The sequence below is a fragment of the Solidesulfovibrio sp. C21 genome (genome assembly GCF_047785625.1).
Classification (GTDB): Bacteria; Desulfobacterota; Desulfovibrionia; order Desulfovibrionales; family Desulfovibrionaceae; genus Solidesulfovibrio.
On sequence record NZ_JBLODY010000044.1, the window covers coordinates 17348 to 34491 of the forward strand.

General features: G+C 59.9%; 13 protein-coding genes, 1 tRNA gene and 1 pseudogene. 5 read left to right on the forward strand and 10 right to left on the reverse strand.

The features are described from left to right. Window positions 1-27 precede the first annotated feature (27 nt). From ACMZ6R_RS13400 to ACMZ6R_RS13410, 3 genes are read right to left on the reverse strand one after another with little or no spacing between them, the layout of a single operon-like run. On the reverse strand, window positions 28-2229 hold the full coding sequence (locus ACMZ6R_RS13400; RefSeq protein ID WP_416112254.1) for a SpoIIE family protein phosphatase: 2202 nt from the start codon (window positions 2227-2229) through the stop codon (window positions 28-30). 36 nt (window positions 2230-2265) lie between these two features. Beyond that, the gene (locus ACMZ6R_RS13405) at window positions 2266-4452 is read right to left on the reverse strand and encodes an ATP-dependent helicase (RefSeq protein WP_416112256.1); all 2187 of its coding nucleotides are present in this window, start codon (window positions 4450-4452) and stop codon (window positions 2266-2268) included. Continuing rightward, the gene (locus ACMZ6R_RS13410) at window positions 4431-5756 is read right to left on the reverse strand and encodes an alkaline phosphatase family protein (protein ID WP_416112258.1); all 1326 of its coding nucleotides are present in this window, start codon (window positions 5754-5756) and stop codon (window positions 4431-4433) included. The genes ACMZ6R_RS13405 and ACMZ6R_RS13410 overlap by 22 nt, the downstream gene beginning before the upstream one ends. An 87-nt stretch (window positions 5757-5843) precedes the next feature. Here ACMZ6R_RS13410 and ACMZ6R_RS13415 point away from each other — a divergent pair. The 5 genes from ACMZ6R_RS13415 (at window position 5844) to ACMZ6R_RS13435 (ending at window position 11169) form a co-directional block, all read left to right on the forward strand. Beyond that, window positions 5844-5930: transfer RNA gene (locus tag ACMZ6R_RS13415), tRNA-Leu, on the forward strand. Between the two features lie 152 nt (window positions 5931-6082). Further along, the gene (locus ACMZ6R_RS13420) at window positions 6083-6706 is read left to right on the forward strand and encodes an HAD family hydrolase (protein ID WP_416112260.1); all 624 of its coding nucleotides are present in this window, start codon (window positions 6083-6085) and stop codon (window positions 6704-6706) included. 25 nt (window positions 6707-6731) lie between these two features. Next, on the forward strand, window positions 6732-7727 hold the full coding sequence (locus ACMZ6R_RS13425; protein WP_416112262.1) for a site-specific integrase: 996 nt from the start codon (window positions 6732-6734) through the stop codon (window positions 7725-7727). A gap of 386 nt (window positions 7728-8113) precedes the next feature. After that, the gene (locus tag ACMZ6R_RS13430; RefSeq protein WP_416112264.1) at window positions 8114-8878 is read left to right on the forward strand and encodes a hypothetical protein; all 765 of its coding nucleotides are present in this window, start codon (window positions 8114-8116) and stop codon (window positions 8876-8878) included. After that, the gene (locus ACMZ6R_RS13435; protein ID WP_416112266.1) at window positions 8875-11169 is read left to right on the forward strand and encodes an AAA family ATPase; all 2295 of its coding nucleotides are present in this window, start codon (window positions 8875-8877) and stop codon (window positions 11167-11169) included. Before ACMZ6R_RS13430 ends, ACMZ6R_RS13435 begins: the two co-directional genes overlap by 4 nt. A gap of 350 nt (window positions 11170-11519) precedes the next feature. Here ACMZ6R_RS13435 and ACMZ6R_RS13440 read toward each other — a convergent pair whose 3' ends face one another. The 7 genes and pseudogenes from ACMZ6R_RS13440 to ACMZ6R_RS13470 all read right to left on the reverse strand — a co-directional run. Continuing rightward, on the reverse strand, window positions 11520-12143 hold the full coding sequence (locus ACMZ6R_RS13440; protein ID WP_416112268.1) for a Shedu immune nuclease family protein: 624 nt from the start codon (window positions 12141-12143) through the stop codon (window positions 11520-11522). Window positions 12144-12966: 823 nt separating this feature from the next. Continuing rightward, window positions 12967-13206 (reverse strand): hypothetical protein, encoded by a 240-nt coding sequence (locus ACMZ6R_RS13445; RefSeq protein ID WP_416112270.1) that lies wholly within the window; start codon window positions 13204-13206, stop codon window positions 12967-12969. 72 nt (window positions 13207-13278) lie between these two features. After that, window positions 13279-13491, reverse strand: coding sequence for an MbeD/MobD family mobilization/exclusion protein (locus ACMZ6R_RS13450; protein ID WP_416112276.1), 213 nt, complete (start codon window positions 13489-13491; stop codon window positions 13279-13281). A gap of 913 nt (window positions 13492-14404) precedes the next feature. Beyond that, window positions 14405-14764: pseudogene (locus ACMZ6R_RS13455) on the reverse strand (relaxase/mobilization nuclease domain-containing protein); the annotation flags it as partial. Next, entirely contained in the window at window positions 14755-15138 is a 384-nt protein-coding gene (locus ACMZ6R_RS13460) for a plasmid mobilization protein (protein WP_416112272.1), read from the reverse strand. The pseudogene ACMZ6R_RS13455 and the gene ACMZ6R_RS13460, both read right to left, overlap by 10 nt. A gap of 195 nt (window positions 15139-15333) precedes the next feature. Then, window positions 15334-16725 (reverse strand): DUF3987 domain-containing protein, encoded by a 1392-nt coding sequence (locus ACMZ6R_RS13465; protein ID WP_416112274.1) that lies wholly within the window; start codon window positions 16723-16725, stop codon window positions 15334-15336. Between the two features lie 307 nt (window positions 16726-17032). Continuing rightward, the coding region (locus tag ACMZ6R_RS13470; RefSeq protein WP_416109561.1) for an integrase core domain-containing protein at window positions 17033-17144 on the reverse strand (112 nt) is incomplete at its 5' end.

Genomic DNA, 17144 nt, shown 5'->3' on the forward strand with positions numbered 1-17144 from the left:
AGTATTACTTTTTTTGAGGACGCGCCATCAGGCTTGCTCGGTTACGGCGATGACCACCAGGGTCACGTCGTCGTCCAGGGGGCTTGCCCCCCGGAAGGCATCCAGGGCGGCGAACAGGGCCTCCAGGACGGCCTTGGCTCCGTCCGGGGCGGATTTGGCCAGGATGTCGCGGGTGCGGTCCTTGCCGAACATCTCCCCGGCGGCGTTTTCGGCCTCCCACAGGCCGTCGGAGCCGATGAGGATGACCTGTCCCGGGGCAAGGTCCGCAGTGCCGGTTTCGAAACGGGCCTCCTCGGCCACGCCGAGGGCGATGCCCCGGGCGGTCAGCGCATCGATGCGCCCGGTCGCCGGATCGTAGCGCATGGCCGGATCGTGGCCGCCCCTGGCAAAGGTCGCCGCGCGGGCCGGCGGGTCGATCTCCATGTAAAAAAGGGTCATGAACCGGCCGGTGCCGTAGACGTCGCGGGTAAGCTCCCGGTTGACGTCGGCCAGCACCTCGCCGGGCGTGCCCGGACGTTTGGCCCGGGGGCGCAACAGCGCCCGGGCCGTGGTCATGAGCAGGGCGGCTTCCAGGCCGTGACCGGACACGTCCCCCAGGGCGACGGCGAGCCGTCCCGCCTTTTCCCCTTCCAGGGGCAGGAAGTCGTAATAGTCGCCGCCGGTCTCGTCGCAGTAGCGGCTGGCCGCGGCGAGCGTAAGGCCCGGGACTTCCGGCGGGGTGGCCGGCAGCAGGCTGTGCTGGATTTCGCTGGCCAGGGCCATGGTTTCGCTTAAGCGCACATGGGCTTTGAGGCGCGGGGCCAGGGCGTTGAAGACGCGGCCGAGTTCGCCGATCTCGTCGCGTGCCGTGGCGTCCACCCGGGCGTCGAAATCGCCGTCGGCCAGTTTCCCGGCCGCGTCGGTCAGGGCCCGGATGGGGCGGGTGACGGCCCGGGAGGCGGAAAACGAGATAAAGACCAGGGCCAGCATGACGGCGACCACGATCACGGTACCGAAGGTGAAAAGCCGCGTGATGCTGTCCTCGACGTCGTCGGCCACGGCCCGGGAGGCGGCCAGGACGTCGGCGACCGTGGCGATCTGCATGAGCGCCTCGCCCTCGGCCGTGCGGGCGTAGGCGGCCAGGGAGTCGCGGCCGTCGTAGGTCAGGCGGCGAACGCCGGAGACGCCTTTTTCCACGTCCTCGGCAATGGCGGTAAGCGTTGCCGTATCCGGCGAGGGCAGGGGGGAGGGCCTCACGAAGGCGTGCCAGCCATGGCCATGCTCCAGGTGCTTCTGGCCGGCTTCTATCATGAGCTCGGGCCGGCCGGCCGTGTCGCGGCCGCTTATGACCAGAAGCGAGCGCACGCTGCCGGAAAAATGGCTCGGCATGCTGACCGAGGCGAGCAGGGCGTCGAGAGGGGTGAGAATGGCCGCGACGCCGACGGTCCCGCCGTCCGGGCCGGCGATGCGGCAGGAGACGGCGACAGCGATGCGGCCCGTGCCCGGTTCCGCCTGGGGCGCGGTCCAGACCGGCCCGGGCAGCTCCATGGCGGCCCGATACCAGGGGGCGCGGCTGGGATCGAAACGCCTGGGCGCACCGGCCAGGGCCGGATAGATGGCCATGAGCCCCGAGGAGAGAGCCGTTATCTGAAAATGCGCCAGACGGCCGGCCAGGGCGGCGATGCGGCGGCTCGGGACGAGCAGGCCGGCCAGTCGTCGCGTCTCGGGCGCGTCCTTCGAATCCCCGGCGGTCATGCCGGCAGGCAGGCGGAGCGTGATGCGGTCAGGGGCCACGGGAAGGGGCGTTTGCGTGCCGGCCGGGGACAGGCGGAAGTAGTCGGGCAGGTTTTCGAATCCGGCCGGGATGTCCGGGGTCGTTTCCGCGTCGTGGCTTCGCCCCATGCCCATGCCCATGCTCATCCCCATGCCTGGTCCGGGGGCCTCGACCGTGACCACGTCGTCCGGGTCCGGCGCCGGGGGCTCGGGCGCGGCCAGGGCGTTTTCGGCGGCAAGCCCCTGCATGGCCACGGCCACGGACAGGGTCTTGCGCCGGCTGTCGAGCAGCCGGGCATGGTCTTCCACCAGCCGTCGCAGCCGTGTTTCGGCCTCGGTCACGAGCTGGGCGGCCACGCGTTCGGCCAATTTGTCGGCAAGGTGCTGCAACGCGAACAGGCTGTTGGTGCGCAACAGCACGATCGGCGCAAGCGAAATGGCGGCCAAAAGCCAGAACAGTTTCCAGCGGATGCGCACGGGCGTCCTCGGGCTTGGCGGTCAAGGATGGCGAGCCTAGGAAGCATCCTCCATTTCCAGGTAATCGGCAAGGATGACCTTGGGGCCGAAATCCGGGAAATTGACGCGGTACTTGCCGCCGTCGAGCAGGGCGATGATCTTTCCCCGGCCGAAAATCTTGTGGTGGCAGTAGCCCATCTTGCCGGGCGCGGCTGGGCGCGGCGTCGGCGCGTCGTTCGCATTGGCCGGCCGGGCCGGTTGAGAAAGGCGGGACGGGTGGGAACGGACGGCCGAGGCCATGGCCGCGGGCGACGGGCAGGCGGCGAAAGCGGAGGTGGCGGCGCCGCCGAGCCGTTCCCGGCGTTCCGGCAGGGTTCCCGGGGGCAGCTCGCGCAGGAAAATGCTCGGCAGGGCCGGGGAACACCCCCCGGTCTGGCGCTGATAGGTGGTCTCCGGCGCAAAAAGGGTCAGGTGCTCCCGGGCCCTTGTGCAGGCCACGTATAACAGCCGGCGTTCCTCTTCCAGGTCCTCGGGCCGGGACAGGGCATGGCGCGAGGGGAAGCGCTCGTCGACCAGATCGATGACCAGCACGGCCGACCATTCGAGGCCCTTGGCCGAATGTACGGTGGACAGGACCACATGGCCTTCGCGGGTCTTTTTGCGGTCCTCGTCCGGGTTTTCGAGCACAAGGTCGGCCAGCATGGCGTCGAGGTCGCCGTAGGCGGTGGCAATCTGCTGGAGCTGCTCCAGGCCGGCCTGCCGGCGGGGGTAGTCCTCGGGGAACTTTTCGGCCAAAAGCGGCGCGTAGGCCTCGATGACGCGTTCCAGGAGCTGGGCCGGGGAGGGGGGCAGGGCGCGCAGGGTGTCGAGGAATTCGATCAGGGTGCGAAATTCCGCCGACTTGGCCGCCATCTTGCCGAGCACGGCCCGGTCGCCGGCCTGGATGGCGTTGAAGATCCTGGTCGCGGTCTTGGGGCCGATGCCGGGCACGAAGGCCAGAACCCGCGACCAGGCCGGGAAGTCGGCGGTGTTGCGCACCAGACGCAGGTAGGACAGCACGTCCTTGACGTGGGCGGCGTCGGAAAATTTCAGTCCGCCGAACTTCTGGAAGGGGATGCCGGTTTTGCCGAGCTCCACCTCCAACGCGTAGGACTGGTAGCCGGCGCGAAAAAGCACCGCGATCTCGTGCAGGGGATAGCGGGCCGAAAGTTCCCGGATCTTGGCCGCGGCCATGGCCGCCTGGGTCAGGTCGGAAAAGGGCCGCAGGAGTTCGGGTTCGGGGCCGTCCTCGCAGGTGGTGAAGAGCTTTTTGTCGTACTTGCGGGTGGCGTTTTGCAAAATGGCGTTGGTCAGCGAAAGGATCGGCTGGGTGGAACGGTAGTTCTGCTCCAGCTTGACCACGACCGTCCCCGGAAACAGCTCCGGGAAATCGAGGATATTGTCCACGGTCGCCCCGCGAAAGGCGTAGATGGACTGGGCATCGTCGCCAACGGCCATGACGTTGCCCGAAGTGGGGGCGAGCAGGCGGGTGAGGCGGGCCTGGACCCGGTTGGTGTCCTGGTACTCGTCCACCATGACGTAGCGGTGGCGCTCCCGCAGGAAGTCGAGCAGGTCCGGATGCTCGCGCAGGGTGCGCTCCAGGGTGAAAAGCAGGTCGTCGTAGTCGAGCAGGCGGTTTTCGGTCTTGAACGACGTGTAGCGCTCGCCGATTTTGGCGATGTCCCCGGCATAGGGGAGCAGGTGGAAGGCCTCGCGCGAGAGCACGTCGCCAACCTCGAGCTCCTTGTTGCGGGCCTTGGACAAAAGCCCCAGCACGGCGCTTTTGCGGGGAAAGGAGCGGTCGCCCTTGCCGATGCCGAGGGCGTCCTTGGCCTGGCCCAGGATGTCCTCGGAATCGGCCTGATCGAGCACGGTGAAACCGTCGGGAAAGCCGGCCGCGGCATGAAAGCGCCGCAGCGTTGCAAAGGCGAAGGCGTGAAACGTGCCGCCGGACACGCTGGCCACGCCGCTTGGGCCCATGGCCAAAAGCATCCCGGCCCGGGTCAGCATCTCCTGGGCGGCCTTGCGGGTGAAGGTGAGCAGGAGGATGGACGCCGGGTCCACGCCGCCGGAGACCAGATGGGCCAGCCTGTAGACGATGGTGCGGGTCTTGCCGGACCCGGCCCCGGCGATGACCAGCATCGGGCCTTCGGTGGTCAGAACCGCCTGGCGCTGGGCCGGGTTCAAATCGTGTTCGAAATCCATGCCGGCTCGTTTTGCTCGGGAAGATTGAAGAAGTCGGCCACGAGGCGTCCGGCCTCGGTGGTGGTGGCCGGGCGCGCGCCCGCCGTATCGCACCAGATGGCCCCGTGAGCGCTGTGACAGCCGGTGCGGCCGAAGCGGCCGAAGATTTCCGATCGGTCGAACTTGCCGGTCAGGCTCATGCCCGGCCGGCCCACGCAGACGAGATTGGGCGCGCGGCGCAGTTGCGGGCCGTCGTAGATTTCCTCGGCCAGATGCACCGCCTCCATGACGGGTTTGCCCTCGTAGGTGAGGGCAACTAGCTCGTCGCGCAGCTCCCGGGCCAGCTTTTCGGCCACATGCTCATGGAAGACGCCCCGGGCGAAGCGCTCCTTGATGTTGATGTAAATGCGGCCCGGGTCCAGGGCGAAGGCGGCGGTCTGGTGCGGGGCGATGCGGGCATCCCATTCGTTGGCGGCTCCGGGATGCGTCTTGAGCAGTCCCCTCCCGGCCAGCCAGACGTTGAGGTCCACCTCGGTCACAAGTTCGGTGAAGCCGTGGTCGGCCAGGACGATCAGCCGTTTTTCGCCGGGCAGGCTGTCGTAGCGGTCGAGCAGATGGCCAATGGCCTTGTCCCATTCGACGAGCAGGTCGAGGGCGGGGCCATGCAGTGTGTGTTCGGGATGGGCCACGGCCGGGAAGAAGAAGTGGAAGAGCCGGTCCGTTTCGGTCAGGACAAACATGAAGTAATCGAAATCGCCGCCGGCCCAGAGCATGTCCAGGGCGGCCCGGCGCGAGGCCAGGGTCTGCCGCAGCCCCCGGGCCAGGCCGTCGAAGTCGGCCGCGCCTTTGGACGTGTCGGCCTCGATGCGGTAGCCGGCCAGGCGCAGGTTGTTGGCCAGTTCGGGCGGATAGACGGCCCGGGACAGATCGGTTTCGGGAAAGCCGGCGATGATCGCGCCATTGAGCGGTTTGACCGGCGCGGCGCAGGGGAAATTGATGATCTTGGCCGTGAGCCCAACGGCGCTTAAGCGGTCGGGCAGGGTGGGGACGCGGATGGCCGTGGCGTCGAGCGGTCCCAGCGTGTAGGCGGCCGGGTCGATGCCGACGAAGCCGAAGACGCCGTGGCGGCCGGGGTTGGCGGCGGTTGTGAACGAGGTCCAGTTGACGGGCGAGAGTTCGGGCAACTCGGCCTCGATGGTGGCCGGATGGAGTGCCAGGACACGTTCGAGGTTGGGGAGCCTGCCGGTTGCGGCCAGGGATGTGGCCAGATCGAGGGGCAGGCCGTCGAGTCCGAGGACGACGAGGCGTTTACGGTCGTGCGGCATGGGGGAGGTGGTAGCAGAAACGCGGTGGGAAGGCTACGGTATGAATTGACGCGACAGGGGCGGTTGAGGCAAATAAGGCGTTTGCGTGCCCGAGTGGCGGAATTGGTAGACGCCAGGGACTTAAAATCCCTTGTTCTTCGGGACGTGCCGGTTCGATTCCGGCCTCGGGCACCAAGAATTTCAATGGGTTACTGGCTTGGTCGGTAGCCCATTTTTCATTATCTTGATTTTTTGCTCCAATTTTGCTCCACTCGCTCCAGGAAATGGTTCAGGGATTCCCGTCTGGAAAACCCCGTTTACCCAGGGTTGGTGCCCGGGAGACGAGCATGGAGCCAAGGCACATCAAAGGCGTGCTTTTCGACGCCTTCGGCACCTTGTGCCACATCGAATCCCCCCGCCTCCCTTACCGCTTGATCATGAAGCGATGGGAGAAAGGGGCGGCCGATTGCTATCAAGCCATCATGACGCGGGATGTTTCCTTGGCGGAGTTCGCAGGGGAAGCGGGGTTGTCCCACGAGGAAGCCGCTTTCCTTGAAGCGCATGTGGCCGAGGAAACGAACTCCATGCGCCTTTTCACCGAGGTCCCGCAAACGCTGCAAGCGCTCCGTGGGCATGGCCTCAAGATCGCGGTGGTCTCCAATCTCGCCAAGCCCTACGGCGCGCCATTTCTTAAGCTCCTGCCCTTTGAGCCGGATGTTCGCGCCTTTTCCTACGAGGTCGGCGCACGCAAGCCCGAGGCCTCCATCTACCGGTATGCCTGGGAAGGGCTCGGCTGTGCCCCAAGCGAGCTCATCATGGTCGGCGATTCGCTGCAAAACGACTATCAGGTTCCCCACGAGCTTGGCCTTCACGCCTTATGGCTTGATCGAGAGGGCTCCTCGCTTCAGAGCGAGGATGGGCATGTCATCCATTCCCTCCAGGGCGTTCTTGGCTACCTGGGGTTCGATTGAGATTGGGCTTTTTCAAGGAGGCAGCATGGCGACCATACGCAAGCGCGGTGTAGCGCAGTGGGAGGCCCGGATTCGCAAGCGGGGCTATCCCACGACGTGCAAGACCTTTGACACCAAGGTGGAAGCCGAAGCCTGGGCCAAGGACATTGAAACGACCATGAACAAGAGCCTCTTCGTGTCCGCCAAGGAGGCCGAGCAATACACGCTGAGCGAGTGCCTTGAGCGCTACATCAAGGAGTATATCCCGCGCCTCAAGCACGCCAAGCGGGAGACCGACCGGGCCAGGTTTCTTCAGAAGCGGACCATCGCCCATCGGATCATGGCCACCATCCGCGCCCGGGATATTGCCGACTTCCGGCGAGAACGCGAAGCCGAAGGCGTGAGCGGCAACACCATCCGTTTGGATTTCGCCCTGCTCTCCAAGCTCTTCAACTATGCCCGCTCGGATTGGGGCATGGAAAGCCTGCAAAACCCCGTGGAGTTGGCCGCCAAGCCCAGGCCCGCCAAAGGCCGCGACCGACGCCTGGAAGAGGGCGAGGAAGAACGGTTGCTGGCTGCCGCGTCCGCCAGATTCAGGCCGGTCATCCTCTTTGCCCTGGAAACAGCTATGCGCCGTGAGGAAATCGCCAGCCTACACTGGAAGAACGTCAATATTCGAGGGCGATACGTCCTCTTACCCGAAACCAAGAACAGCGAGGCTCGGACAGTCCCCCTTGCAGAAGGGGCCTTGGCTGTCCTACGCGAGCTGCCACGAAGTTTGGACCAAGGGCCTGTGTTTGGTCTCTTGGCGGATCAGATTACAGCTTCAATGAAGTATGCGTGCAAAAAGGCGAAGCTTGTCAATCTGCGATTCCATGATCTTAGGCACGAGGCCACCAGCCGTTTTTTTGAGCTTACGGACTTGGATGTCATGGAAATCAAGGCGATAACCGGGCATAAGACTTTGCAGATGCTGGCGCGGTACACGCATTTGAGAACAGCGCGGCTGGCGGATCGGCTGGCGGGGATGAAGAGGGGATAGCGGATATATTTGAATGTGATGGCATTCAAGAGGGGGGATCGGTTGGGCAAAATTCCCCTTATCTCACTGCCTATTATATTGAAAAAATTATATAAAATTAGTGAGTTGTCAAGGTAGGGCAAGCATACAGGCTGATAAATATTCGGAAACAAGTTGGCATAATGGCGTTTATCCCTGGGGAAGGCGTATCAAAGTTAGCGAGTTTTCATCGCGCTGGCTGGCTGGGGGGGGCTCGCCCCCTCCTTCTCTTCTCTACCCAATCTTCGCGGAATCCTTTATTTACAATCTCGCGAGAGCTTTCTAACGTTTCCTGACCAGTCACTGAGGCTATTTGGGCCGATGGTTGATATAGCGAGATTGTCCGAGTAGGACGCTATGGAGGGTAAGTGACGCCAGCCTCGAACAACTTATCGAAGGCGATCCAAGCATGCCTTGACAATGGTGATCGGCTTTTGGAAGAGACATACGATCTCGAATTTCGCAATCCCCCTTCTTCCAGATATTACCTTGTCTTGATTGCTCAGGAAGAATTCGCGAAGGCATTCATCCTGCTCCTGATCCGAGAGCAAATTGTTCCTTGGACACCTGCGGTTAGGCGAGCTATAAACGATCATACCAGCAAGCAACTTGCAGGAATGATCATTGACTACATGGTCATGCCTTGGGACGAGATGCACGAGCTGGAAGCTAGCATCAGGCGTGATCTCGAACTCGACGGCAGGCTGCCTGATAACGTGGCAAGCGCGTTGGAGATTTTGCGTTATGAGAAGATCGAAAGGTGGACTCGCAATGGCTGGATTTGTGCAAAAGATCCTGATTTCGACCGAGTAGCGCTGAAGATAGCCGACGACGCTAAAGACCGTCGAAAGCAAGACGCGCTCTACGTAAGGCTCGGCTCAGACGGGCAGGTTACCAGCACGCCATCGGTCGTTAAAGACGGCGAAATGAACGACGAGCTTGAACGAGAGCGTCGTTACGGGAATTGCGTCCGATCGGTGTTCAGCGGAGAGAGAGATCCGCATTGGTTTGATAAATCGCGAATCGAAAAGGTGATGGGGGCATTCCGGATTCTTTTCGAGGCCTCGCAAACCGCGATTTCTGGCGGTAAGGAAAGAGTCAACAAGAACAACTATCATAGGGGGCAGGAATGACGGTCGAACGCCTGCAGTTGGTTAGAAACGTGGGGCAATTCGACTCGGTCACTGCCGGCGCGCAAATTCCCCTTACGAAGTTGACGTTGATCTATGCCGAGAATGGGCGAGGCAAAACGACTCTTTCCGCCATCCTGCGCTCGGCCGGTGGAAACGATCCGCAACTCGTGATGGAGCGTCGGCGGCTAGGTGCGACCCATGATCCACATGTTGTTCTCGCCCTTGGCGCAGGGCCAATTGTGTTTGAGAATGGGGTCTGGTCAAATACGCTGCCAGGCGTTGCTGTTTTTGATGATGCCTTCGTTGCCTCAAACGTTTGTTCTGGCATGGAAATAGATACTGCGCACCGACAGAACCTTCATGAACTGATCCTCGGCGCGCAGGGTGTTGCGCTCAATAGTGTGTTGCAAAATCACGTCGCTCGCATCGAGGAACATAACCGCACTTTGAGGCAGAGGGAGAGCGCTATTCCCGCAGCGGTTCGTGGGGCATTGAGCGTTGATGCATTCTGTGCCCTTCCGGCCGCCCCTGATATCGATGGTGCCATCGCCGAGGCCGAGCGCAATCTATCGGCGGCGCGTTCAGCGGATGTTATTCGTCAGCAGGCCGAATTCATGCCGCTCAAGCTGCCGGAATTCGACATAACGGGACTAAATGCCCTCCTGGCCAGGACCTTGTCAGATCTTCAAGCTGAGGCTGCTGCTCGCGTCCGGACGCATCTTCGAAGCCTTGGGAGAGGTGGAGAGGCTTGGGTGAGTGACGGCATGGGCCGTATTGCGAGTGCGTCCGCAGGGTACGATCACGATGTATGTCCCTTTTGTGCACTGGAAATCAGTGGATCGCCGCTGATTCAACAATACCAAGCGTACTTTAGCGAGGCCTACGAGGGGCTGAAGGCTGCGATCACTCAAGCAGGGCATGACGTGAAGGCAACGCATGGTGGAGAAGTGCCCGTCGCCTTCGAAAGGTCAGTTCGTGTTGCCGTACAGAGGGGCGAGTTTTGGCGAACTTTCACCGATGTGCCGGTTGTCGACGTGGATACAGCCGCAGTAGCGTGCATGTGGAATGCGGCGCGTGAAGCTGTCCTGGCAGTGTTACGTGCCAAGGCGGCGGCGCCGTTGGAAGCAATGGAGCTTTCCTCTGAGACCGTTGCCGCAATTGATTCCTACAATGTACAGCGGCTCGCGATTAACAATCTCTCGATTGCCTTGCTGGCTTGCAACACGCCGATTGCGGTCGTGAAGGAACAGGCTGCGGCTGCAAATATCGATACGCTGGTAGCGGACCTCGCGCGTAAGCAAGCCGTGCGCGCGCGTCACAGTGATCCAGTTGTCGCGCTTTGTGCCGACTACCTGGCGGAAAAGGCAGCGAAGACAGCCACGGAGGACCTGAGAAGGCAGGCGCGCGATTCACTCGATAACTATCGCCAAAATATTTTTCCGGCGTACGAAGCCGCGATAAACACCTACTTGCAGCGGTTCAACGCAGGGTTCCGGCTTGGAGCCGTCTGCTCCGTTAACAATCGTGGAGGGTCATCCTGCACGTATAGTGTCTTGATCAATAATGTCGCTGTGTCGCTAACCGCCGACGCCGGACCGTCGTTCCGTAATACATTGAGCTCTGGCGACCGCAACACACTCGCACTCGCTTTCTTCTTCGCCTCACTCGATCAGGATAGCCAACTCGCGCAAAAGGTTGTCGTGATCGACGATCCCATGACCAGTCTCGACGAGCATCGTTCGTTGACGACGGTTCAGGAAGTGCGGCGGATGCTCGGCCGTGTCAGCCAGATTATTGTGCTCTCACATTCCAAACCTTTTCTTTGCGCACTTTGGGAGGGAGCCGATACAGCCGAAAGGTCGGCCGTCATAATCAGGAGGGAAGGGACGGGATCGACTCTGTCCGCCTGGGACGTACGCCAAGACTGCATCACTGAGCATGATCGACGGCATGCGCTAGTGGTCACCTATGTCCAGGCAGGCAACCCAGCGACGGAGCGTCAAGTCGCTGCGGCCCTCAGGCCGATCTTGGAAGCCTTTATAAGGGTTGCCTACCCAGCATCATTCCCGCCGGAAAGCCTTCTGGGGCCGTTCATCGGCGTTTGCCAGCAGCGGCTCGGCAGCGCAAACCAAATCCTTAGCCAAGCCGATGTCGTCGAGTTGAGGGCGCTACTGGATTACGCTAATCGATTCCATCATGACACGAATCCGGCGTGGGAAACTGCTGCTATCAATGATCAGGAGCTAACCCACTTCTGTCATCGGACCTTGGCTTTCGCGCAGCGCGCGTAGTGGAACGACGGGCTACGTTGGCACACTCGACAGGATTCGAACGCAGGGCTTCTATCCTCGGAGGGGAGGACCTATCCAAATGCCCCGTGGACCCCTGAAACGCGGAAATAGCTTCTGCCGATCGCAGGTCAACCATGCCCCCCCCCTCAGATCGTTAAGCCAACAGATAATTGCTCGCGTTGTTGTCGGTGAAGAAGGAACACCATTTCTCAGTATTCATTAATAGTCTTGACCATATTGAACAGCAATTTAATTCCCTTGCCTTGTCGTTTAATGGATTTAACCAAGAGCGAATTGGACTCATGAGGCCCGAACATAGCAAAATAGAGCGTCCAGGCACATCTACCCAGTCACACACCATAATACGTTTTAAGCCACCAGTCACAGTCATCGCGTAATCTTTCGTACGAAACGCACAATATGCTGTTGTTGTTTACGATCACCTTGTTATTTCTCCATTCAAGGCGATTCGCATCGCTTGCATCAAGACTCATGCCCATACCAACAACAATCAGACCATGAAATTTTACCTCTCTATCACCAAAAGCATAAAGGTAGTCGCCTGTGCTACGCATGTCATCGAGTTTCCACATCCAATCAATTATCTGCGAGAATGCTCCTTCGAAGCGAGGCGCCCACACGGGTGTTGATTTCCCTGGTTTCCTTTTAAATATACCGTCTGGCGCTGCATTTTCGAATTCAACTAGAAGGTAATGTTTTGTTGACGTATCGCCTATTACTAGATCAGCCGTAAAATCTCCGTAAATTTCATACTCATGAGCATACACATCACACTGTCTAAACACAGCAATATATCTAGATATAAGCGAAGACAGTTGGATGTGAACCTTAAAAAAAGGAAGGATATCCTTTGCCTCCTCCAGTGAGGCCTTGCTGCCAAGTAAATATGAAAAATCATTCCATTCATCCCTGCATTTACTTGCATCAAAATGAAGTGGGGATAAATTTTTCATACCCCACCATACACCGATAATAGGCGCTGAAGGCGATCGTGGTCAACTATATCCTCCACTGTCCAGACGTCATCTTTGCGAGACAGAACAGCTCGAAGCCTTATTCCAATTTTTAAAATATATAAATCTAACCCTTGCACTTTTTTAATGCGCGGACTTCTTACCATTTGTTCATGAGGAACACTTGTCAACCAACTTAGCGCCTTGTGAGTCGCAGTTTGATCCCTTGAGTCTAGGGATTGCAAAGCTACATGTGCTCTATGCTGGAAATTTATTCCCATCGATGCCTCTCAATAAAGAACTAATTATGAGATTATTTTTTTTCAAAGTAGGTTATTGTAAGCACAAAATCCGAACAATACCAGCTTCTCGCCTTGTTGCGTAAGTAATATTTATACAAAATAACTTAGATTTGCAATGCCGGTGAAGTATCCCCCGATTTCAACCACCTAGAGGCTCACCGCGTCCGAACGGTATGAGCCCAGCTTATGTGAGCCAGTTCTATACCCCTGTCATCCGACAGAGATACCTTTTGGTCACCCGCGCGTCTACCTCCGCTTAATAACAGCCGTGACAACCGCCGTGAGCCGCCTCCTGGGCACTGGTTTCACCCTTGAGGAGACTCAGGACCAACGCCATCCGGCGTTTCGACGTCCAACGCTGCACACTGTCCTGCGATTTCTCGTCCATGCCAGCCACTCCTTTGACCTGCTTATCGCATGTCTTATTCGTGGCTTCAATTCTCAGGGGAGCAGTATACAGCTTTCAATCGTCTTCTCCTCTTCAACGCCGCCGGGGCCGTAGCCCCGGCGGCGTGACAGCATTATCTCCGTAATTTCAATTCTTCCATTTTCAGCCAAATATATTTGCTGCATTGATCCAGTTCAATGCAAACTTTATCTACAGTATCTCTTTTTAGGTAGCCTTGTCCTACTAGGGACGGTAGGAAATTACTCAAAACCTGGGCAAAATTTGTACAATCTTGATAATTTTTTGCAGTGCTGAGGGCGAGAAGTAAGAGACTGTCCAGTTTGTCCCAGTCGCCGCCTTTGTAGTTATCCATTGTCGTCTCCAGCTGTTGTGGGTTATAAACTAACGCCATCACGAGATGCGGTTCGAATTTTTGATCGCCGCTTTATTTGTGTTGCAAGGCGCTGTTCAATCGATGTAATAGAGGCTCCAATTCTTCGAATGACTCTGTTAATTGATTCAAGTTTTCCTCCTGTCGTTTCTGTCGTGCTTTCAAGTCTGCTAAATACTTGTCCTGGTTCTTCTGGGATAGACGGAACTCCTGTTGGATCTTCTCCAAGCCATCCAGGAGGTGGCGTTCCAGTTCGGTCATGCTCATGATTCACTCCAATTTCACAGCTTGCTGTTTGCCCACCGTCCAGCCTGTGTGGGCCGAAGTCTTTGGCGGCAGGATGATGAATCGTCCCTCCTGGTTCTCCAGGAGCCGCAATCCCCATGTCCGTTTTTCCAATTGCCCGGCCATGCTCTCTAGCTCGGCTTTGCTCGCTTCCAAGCTCTGAACCTCGTCCTCTAAGGCCATGACCCTGTGCGTGAGCAAGGTCATCACGCCCCAGCCGCCCAAGGCCGTCCCCACCAACAGAGCCATGCTCAAGAGCAGGGCTTGCAGCCATTTTCTGCCAAAGACCCAGCTCAGGGTTTGGCAGCGTGAGGTAATGTTCTCTTCCAACGTCCCAAGCTTTTCCTGGATAGCGGCCTCGGTTGTACGCAGCGCGGCGGTCGATGATTGCCGCAAGCTCTCGCTCAAGGCGTTGAATTGCTGCCGGGTCAGGGCTTCGAGTTCCTGCCGGTCCTGCTCGGTCCTGGCCCGCATGCGATCGGCCAGGGATGTCAGCGAGTTGCCAGTGTTCGGCATAGATTCCTCCCTTGAGGCGAAGCTTTTCGCCGCTGGCTGGGTCTTTGACGGTGATGTAGTCCTTGCCCGCCCGGTTGATCTCCAGGCCAGCCTCCCGTAACGCCGCAAGGAGCTCTGAGCGGTTGGTGACCTGTCCCTCTTCGATCTTCATGAGCAGGAAGGCATGAACGGCGTCCTTGGCCTCCGCGCGTTCGTCCTTGCCGGGCGTTTTCCCCCAGCGGATCAGGCGGGCTCGGTGCAAGTCCGCATGTTCCGGCGTGCGCAGTCGGGCCCTGGCCGGATCGTCCGGCCTGGCCCAACCTTCGCGGTGGTTGTGCAGGTCCCGGAACACGTCGAAGTGTTTTTGCCAGCCGGGCGGGCAGGGATTGAACGCCTTGCCGCTTGAGAGCTCCACGCGTGGGATGACGAAATGGAGCTCGTGATGCCCGGCATGGTGGTGCCTCACCCAAAGGATATTGCGCTGGTCCGGCTCCAGGCCGGCAAAGGCCACGGCCTCGAAGTCGTCCATGACACGCGTTTCCTGCTCGGGCGTCACGACTTCGTCCGGATGCCAGGACAGGACCCCGGCCGTGAACTTCCATTTGGTGTCCAGGGAGTCGATCAGCTCTCGGGTCAGCTCCGGTTCACCGCGCAGCACTTCGGGCGGATGTTTGTCCCGGCCAGGGTAGTCCGGCCGCACCAGATAGCGCGTCGGCCCATCCCCGGCCCCCTGGCCATGCGGGAAGACCTTCATGTACATGGCGTCTCCACGGAAGGTTTTGACTCCAGGGGAAGAGAGGATTCTTGCCGGTCGCTGTCAGCTGGGGCAGCGTCTCGCTTGAGTGCCCTCTCGAAGCTTAAAAGGGCTGCCAATACGCGTATGGCCTCCGCTCGGCTTTTGTACGTGTTGGCCCACCGGGCCAGCTGATTCAGGTTCGCGCCCACCCGGGCGACCAGGCGGACGTGCTCCTTTTCCAAGGGCGTTTTGCGCAGGCGATAGTCCAAGGCTCGTTGGCGGATGAAATCCGTCACGGTCTGCCCCTGGGCGTTCGCCTTGGCCATGATCGCTTCCTTCTCAGCCGGGGTGACGCGAAGCTTGATCCAGGCTGTGCGGCTCTCTGCATTCTTCCCCATGGCGTCAACCGCCTTTCGGCCTTTTGTCTTTGGCGAGGTTCGAAGGGCGGCACGCCCTCGCCAGCCCCGGCAGGGGGCACCGCGTCAGCGCGTGCCCACAACGGGTAGGCTGGCCATGGCCTTTAGCGTCACTGCGCACAGGTAAGCTGTGGGAGTTGCGAACAAGCGAAAAAAGCGAAAGAAGCGCAAAAAGGCTCATGCACCGATCCTCCTTTGTTCGCTTAATTCGCTTAATTCGCTTAATTTACGCAGAGCCAGGATGATCCGGGGGCGACCCGCGTTTTTTTGCTTCGTGACGGTGATGCGCTGTTGCGCTTCGAGCTGCTGCAGAAGGGGTTTGAGGCGGTCGCGGGGGACATGCCTGCTGAGGGCGGAGCTTAGCTCGGTGGCTGTGAGCGGACCGGCCTTGAGCGCTTCCAGGATTTTATCCTCCAGCGGGTCTGTCACCCGATCCCCAAAGATGTACAGCGCCGAGTTCTGGGCATAGCGCCACATGGCAAGGGCCGCTTGCAAGTGGGGCTCCTCGATTTCCCCCTGAGCGTCCAAAAGGGCATAGAGGAGGGCCAGACGGAGGGTTTGGGCTTCGGCCCGGTTGATAATGCTCCCGGCCAAGCCTGTGTGCTCCTGGGAGAGCTCTGGGTAGATGTGCGTCCAGAGCTCCAAGGCATTCGGGGTCATGGTCATGATACCGCGTTGCTGCGCTTGCCCCACGCGCCGCCAGAGCTCACGCTGCATGGGCGCAAGTTCTGCGTCCGGCATCCGTGAAGGCAAGGCCACCAGTTTCGAACGCCGGGCGCATATCCAAAGGAACCGGTTGCCGAAACCATTCACGGTCTGGACCTCACCCAGGCACACGGCGAGTTCCTGCATGGTGATGTGGGTGATGATGCTGATGTGCGCGCCACTGACCAGTACAGGGTTGTTCTTGGTCAGAGGGGCGTAATCGCCTGAGTCCCAGAAGCAACGCATGCCCATGGAGACCGTATTGCCTTCGCGCTTGGTGCAGGTAAGGGCGCTGGCAAACTCCTCGTCGATGATCACAAGCCTTTTGTCTCCCTTTTCGCGGAGTGGCTCGGCGGGATTCTGGCGTTGCTTCCGCTCCCGCTCCTCATCGCTTTCGTCGCGTACCTGATGGGCCAGCCCTTCTCCCGTGGAGAGCGGGCCGCCGCTTTCCCGGGCAGGCAAAGGGACGCCCCATGCCTTCAGGTCGGCGGGCAGACAGTGTTCCCGTCCAAAAAGCTTCGTCACGGGATGTCGGGAGGTCCCTTTGCGAGCTTTGCTGGAATTGCCGCAGATGACGGCAAAGATTCGCGGTGGGTGTACGGTTTCGCCCACATAGATGTGCGGGCCTCGATTGGGCGCGTAGCCGTAGATTTCCGCCCCGAAGCGCACCAACGTTGTGATGCAGACCGCCGCCGGATCGGCTTCGCTGTCGCGCGTCGCCAGTCGCACGAACTCACCCAGGATTCCCGGACAGGCGTCAAACGAGAATTGGGGCCACTCCTTGAGATTGAGGCCACCGAGATCCTCCGGCGGGACCTCTTGGTGCGCACAGGGCAGTGGGGAGACCGAGGGCCTGCCGCTCATTTTCCACCTCTGTCCCTCTGTTCCGCCTTGGTTGGCCTGCCGCGTCGCCTGACAGGAGGCAGATCATGGCTGAGGCTGTTCTTGGCCCTTATGTCGGCCTGGGCGGCTTTGTCCTCGCACCATACTTCGACAACTCCCACTTCCCATGCTAGGCGGCGACCCAATTTTATAGGCGGAGGGATGGCGTCAAACTGCTTCCGCGCGAGGTGCCCGTGAATGGATGCGGTGCTTTTCCCAAGGATTATAGCTAGTTCAAAGATGTTGTAGAATCGTTTTTCCACCATTGCTTCTTCTGGAGTTGCCCCCGTCAAACCGGACACCCCGCAGTTGCTAAGAAGCGGATGAATTCCCTGGGCGAGAGCATCCGCAGCCCCTTGTGGGGGTGCATCTCGTTGTAGTCCTCGAACCAGGCCGCAAGT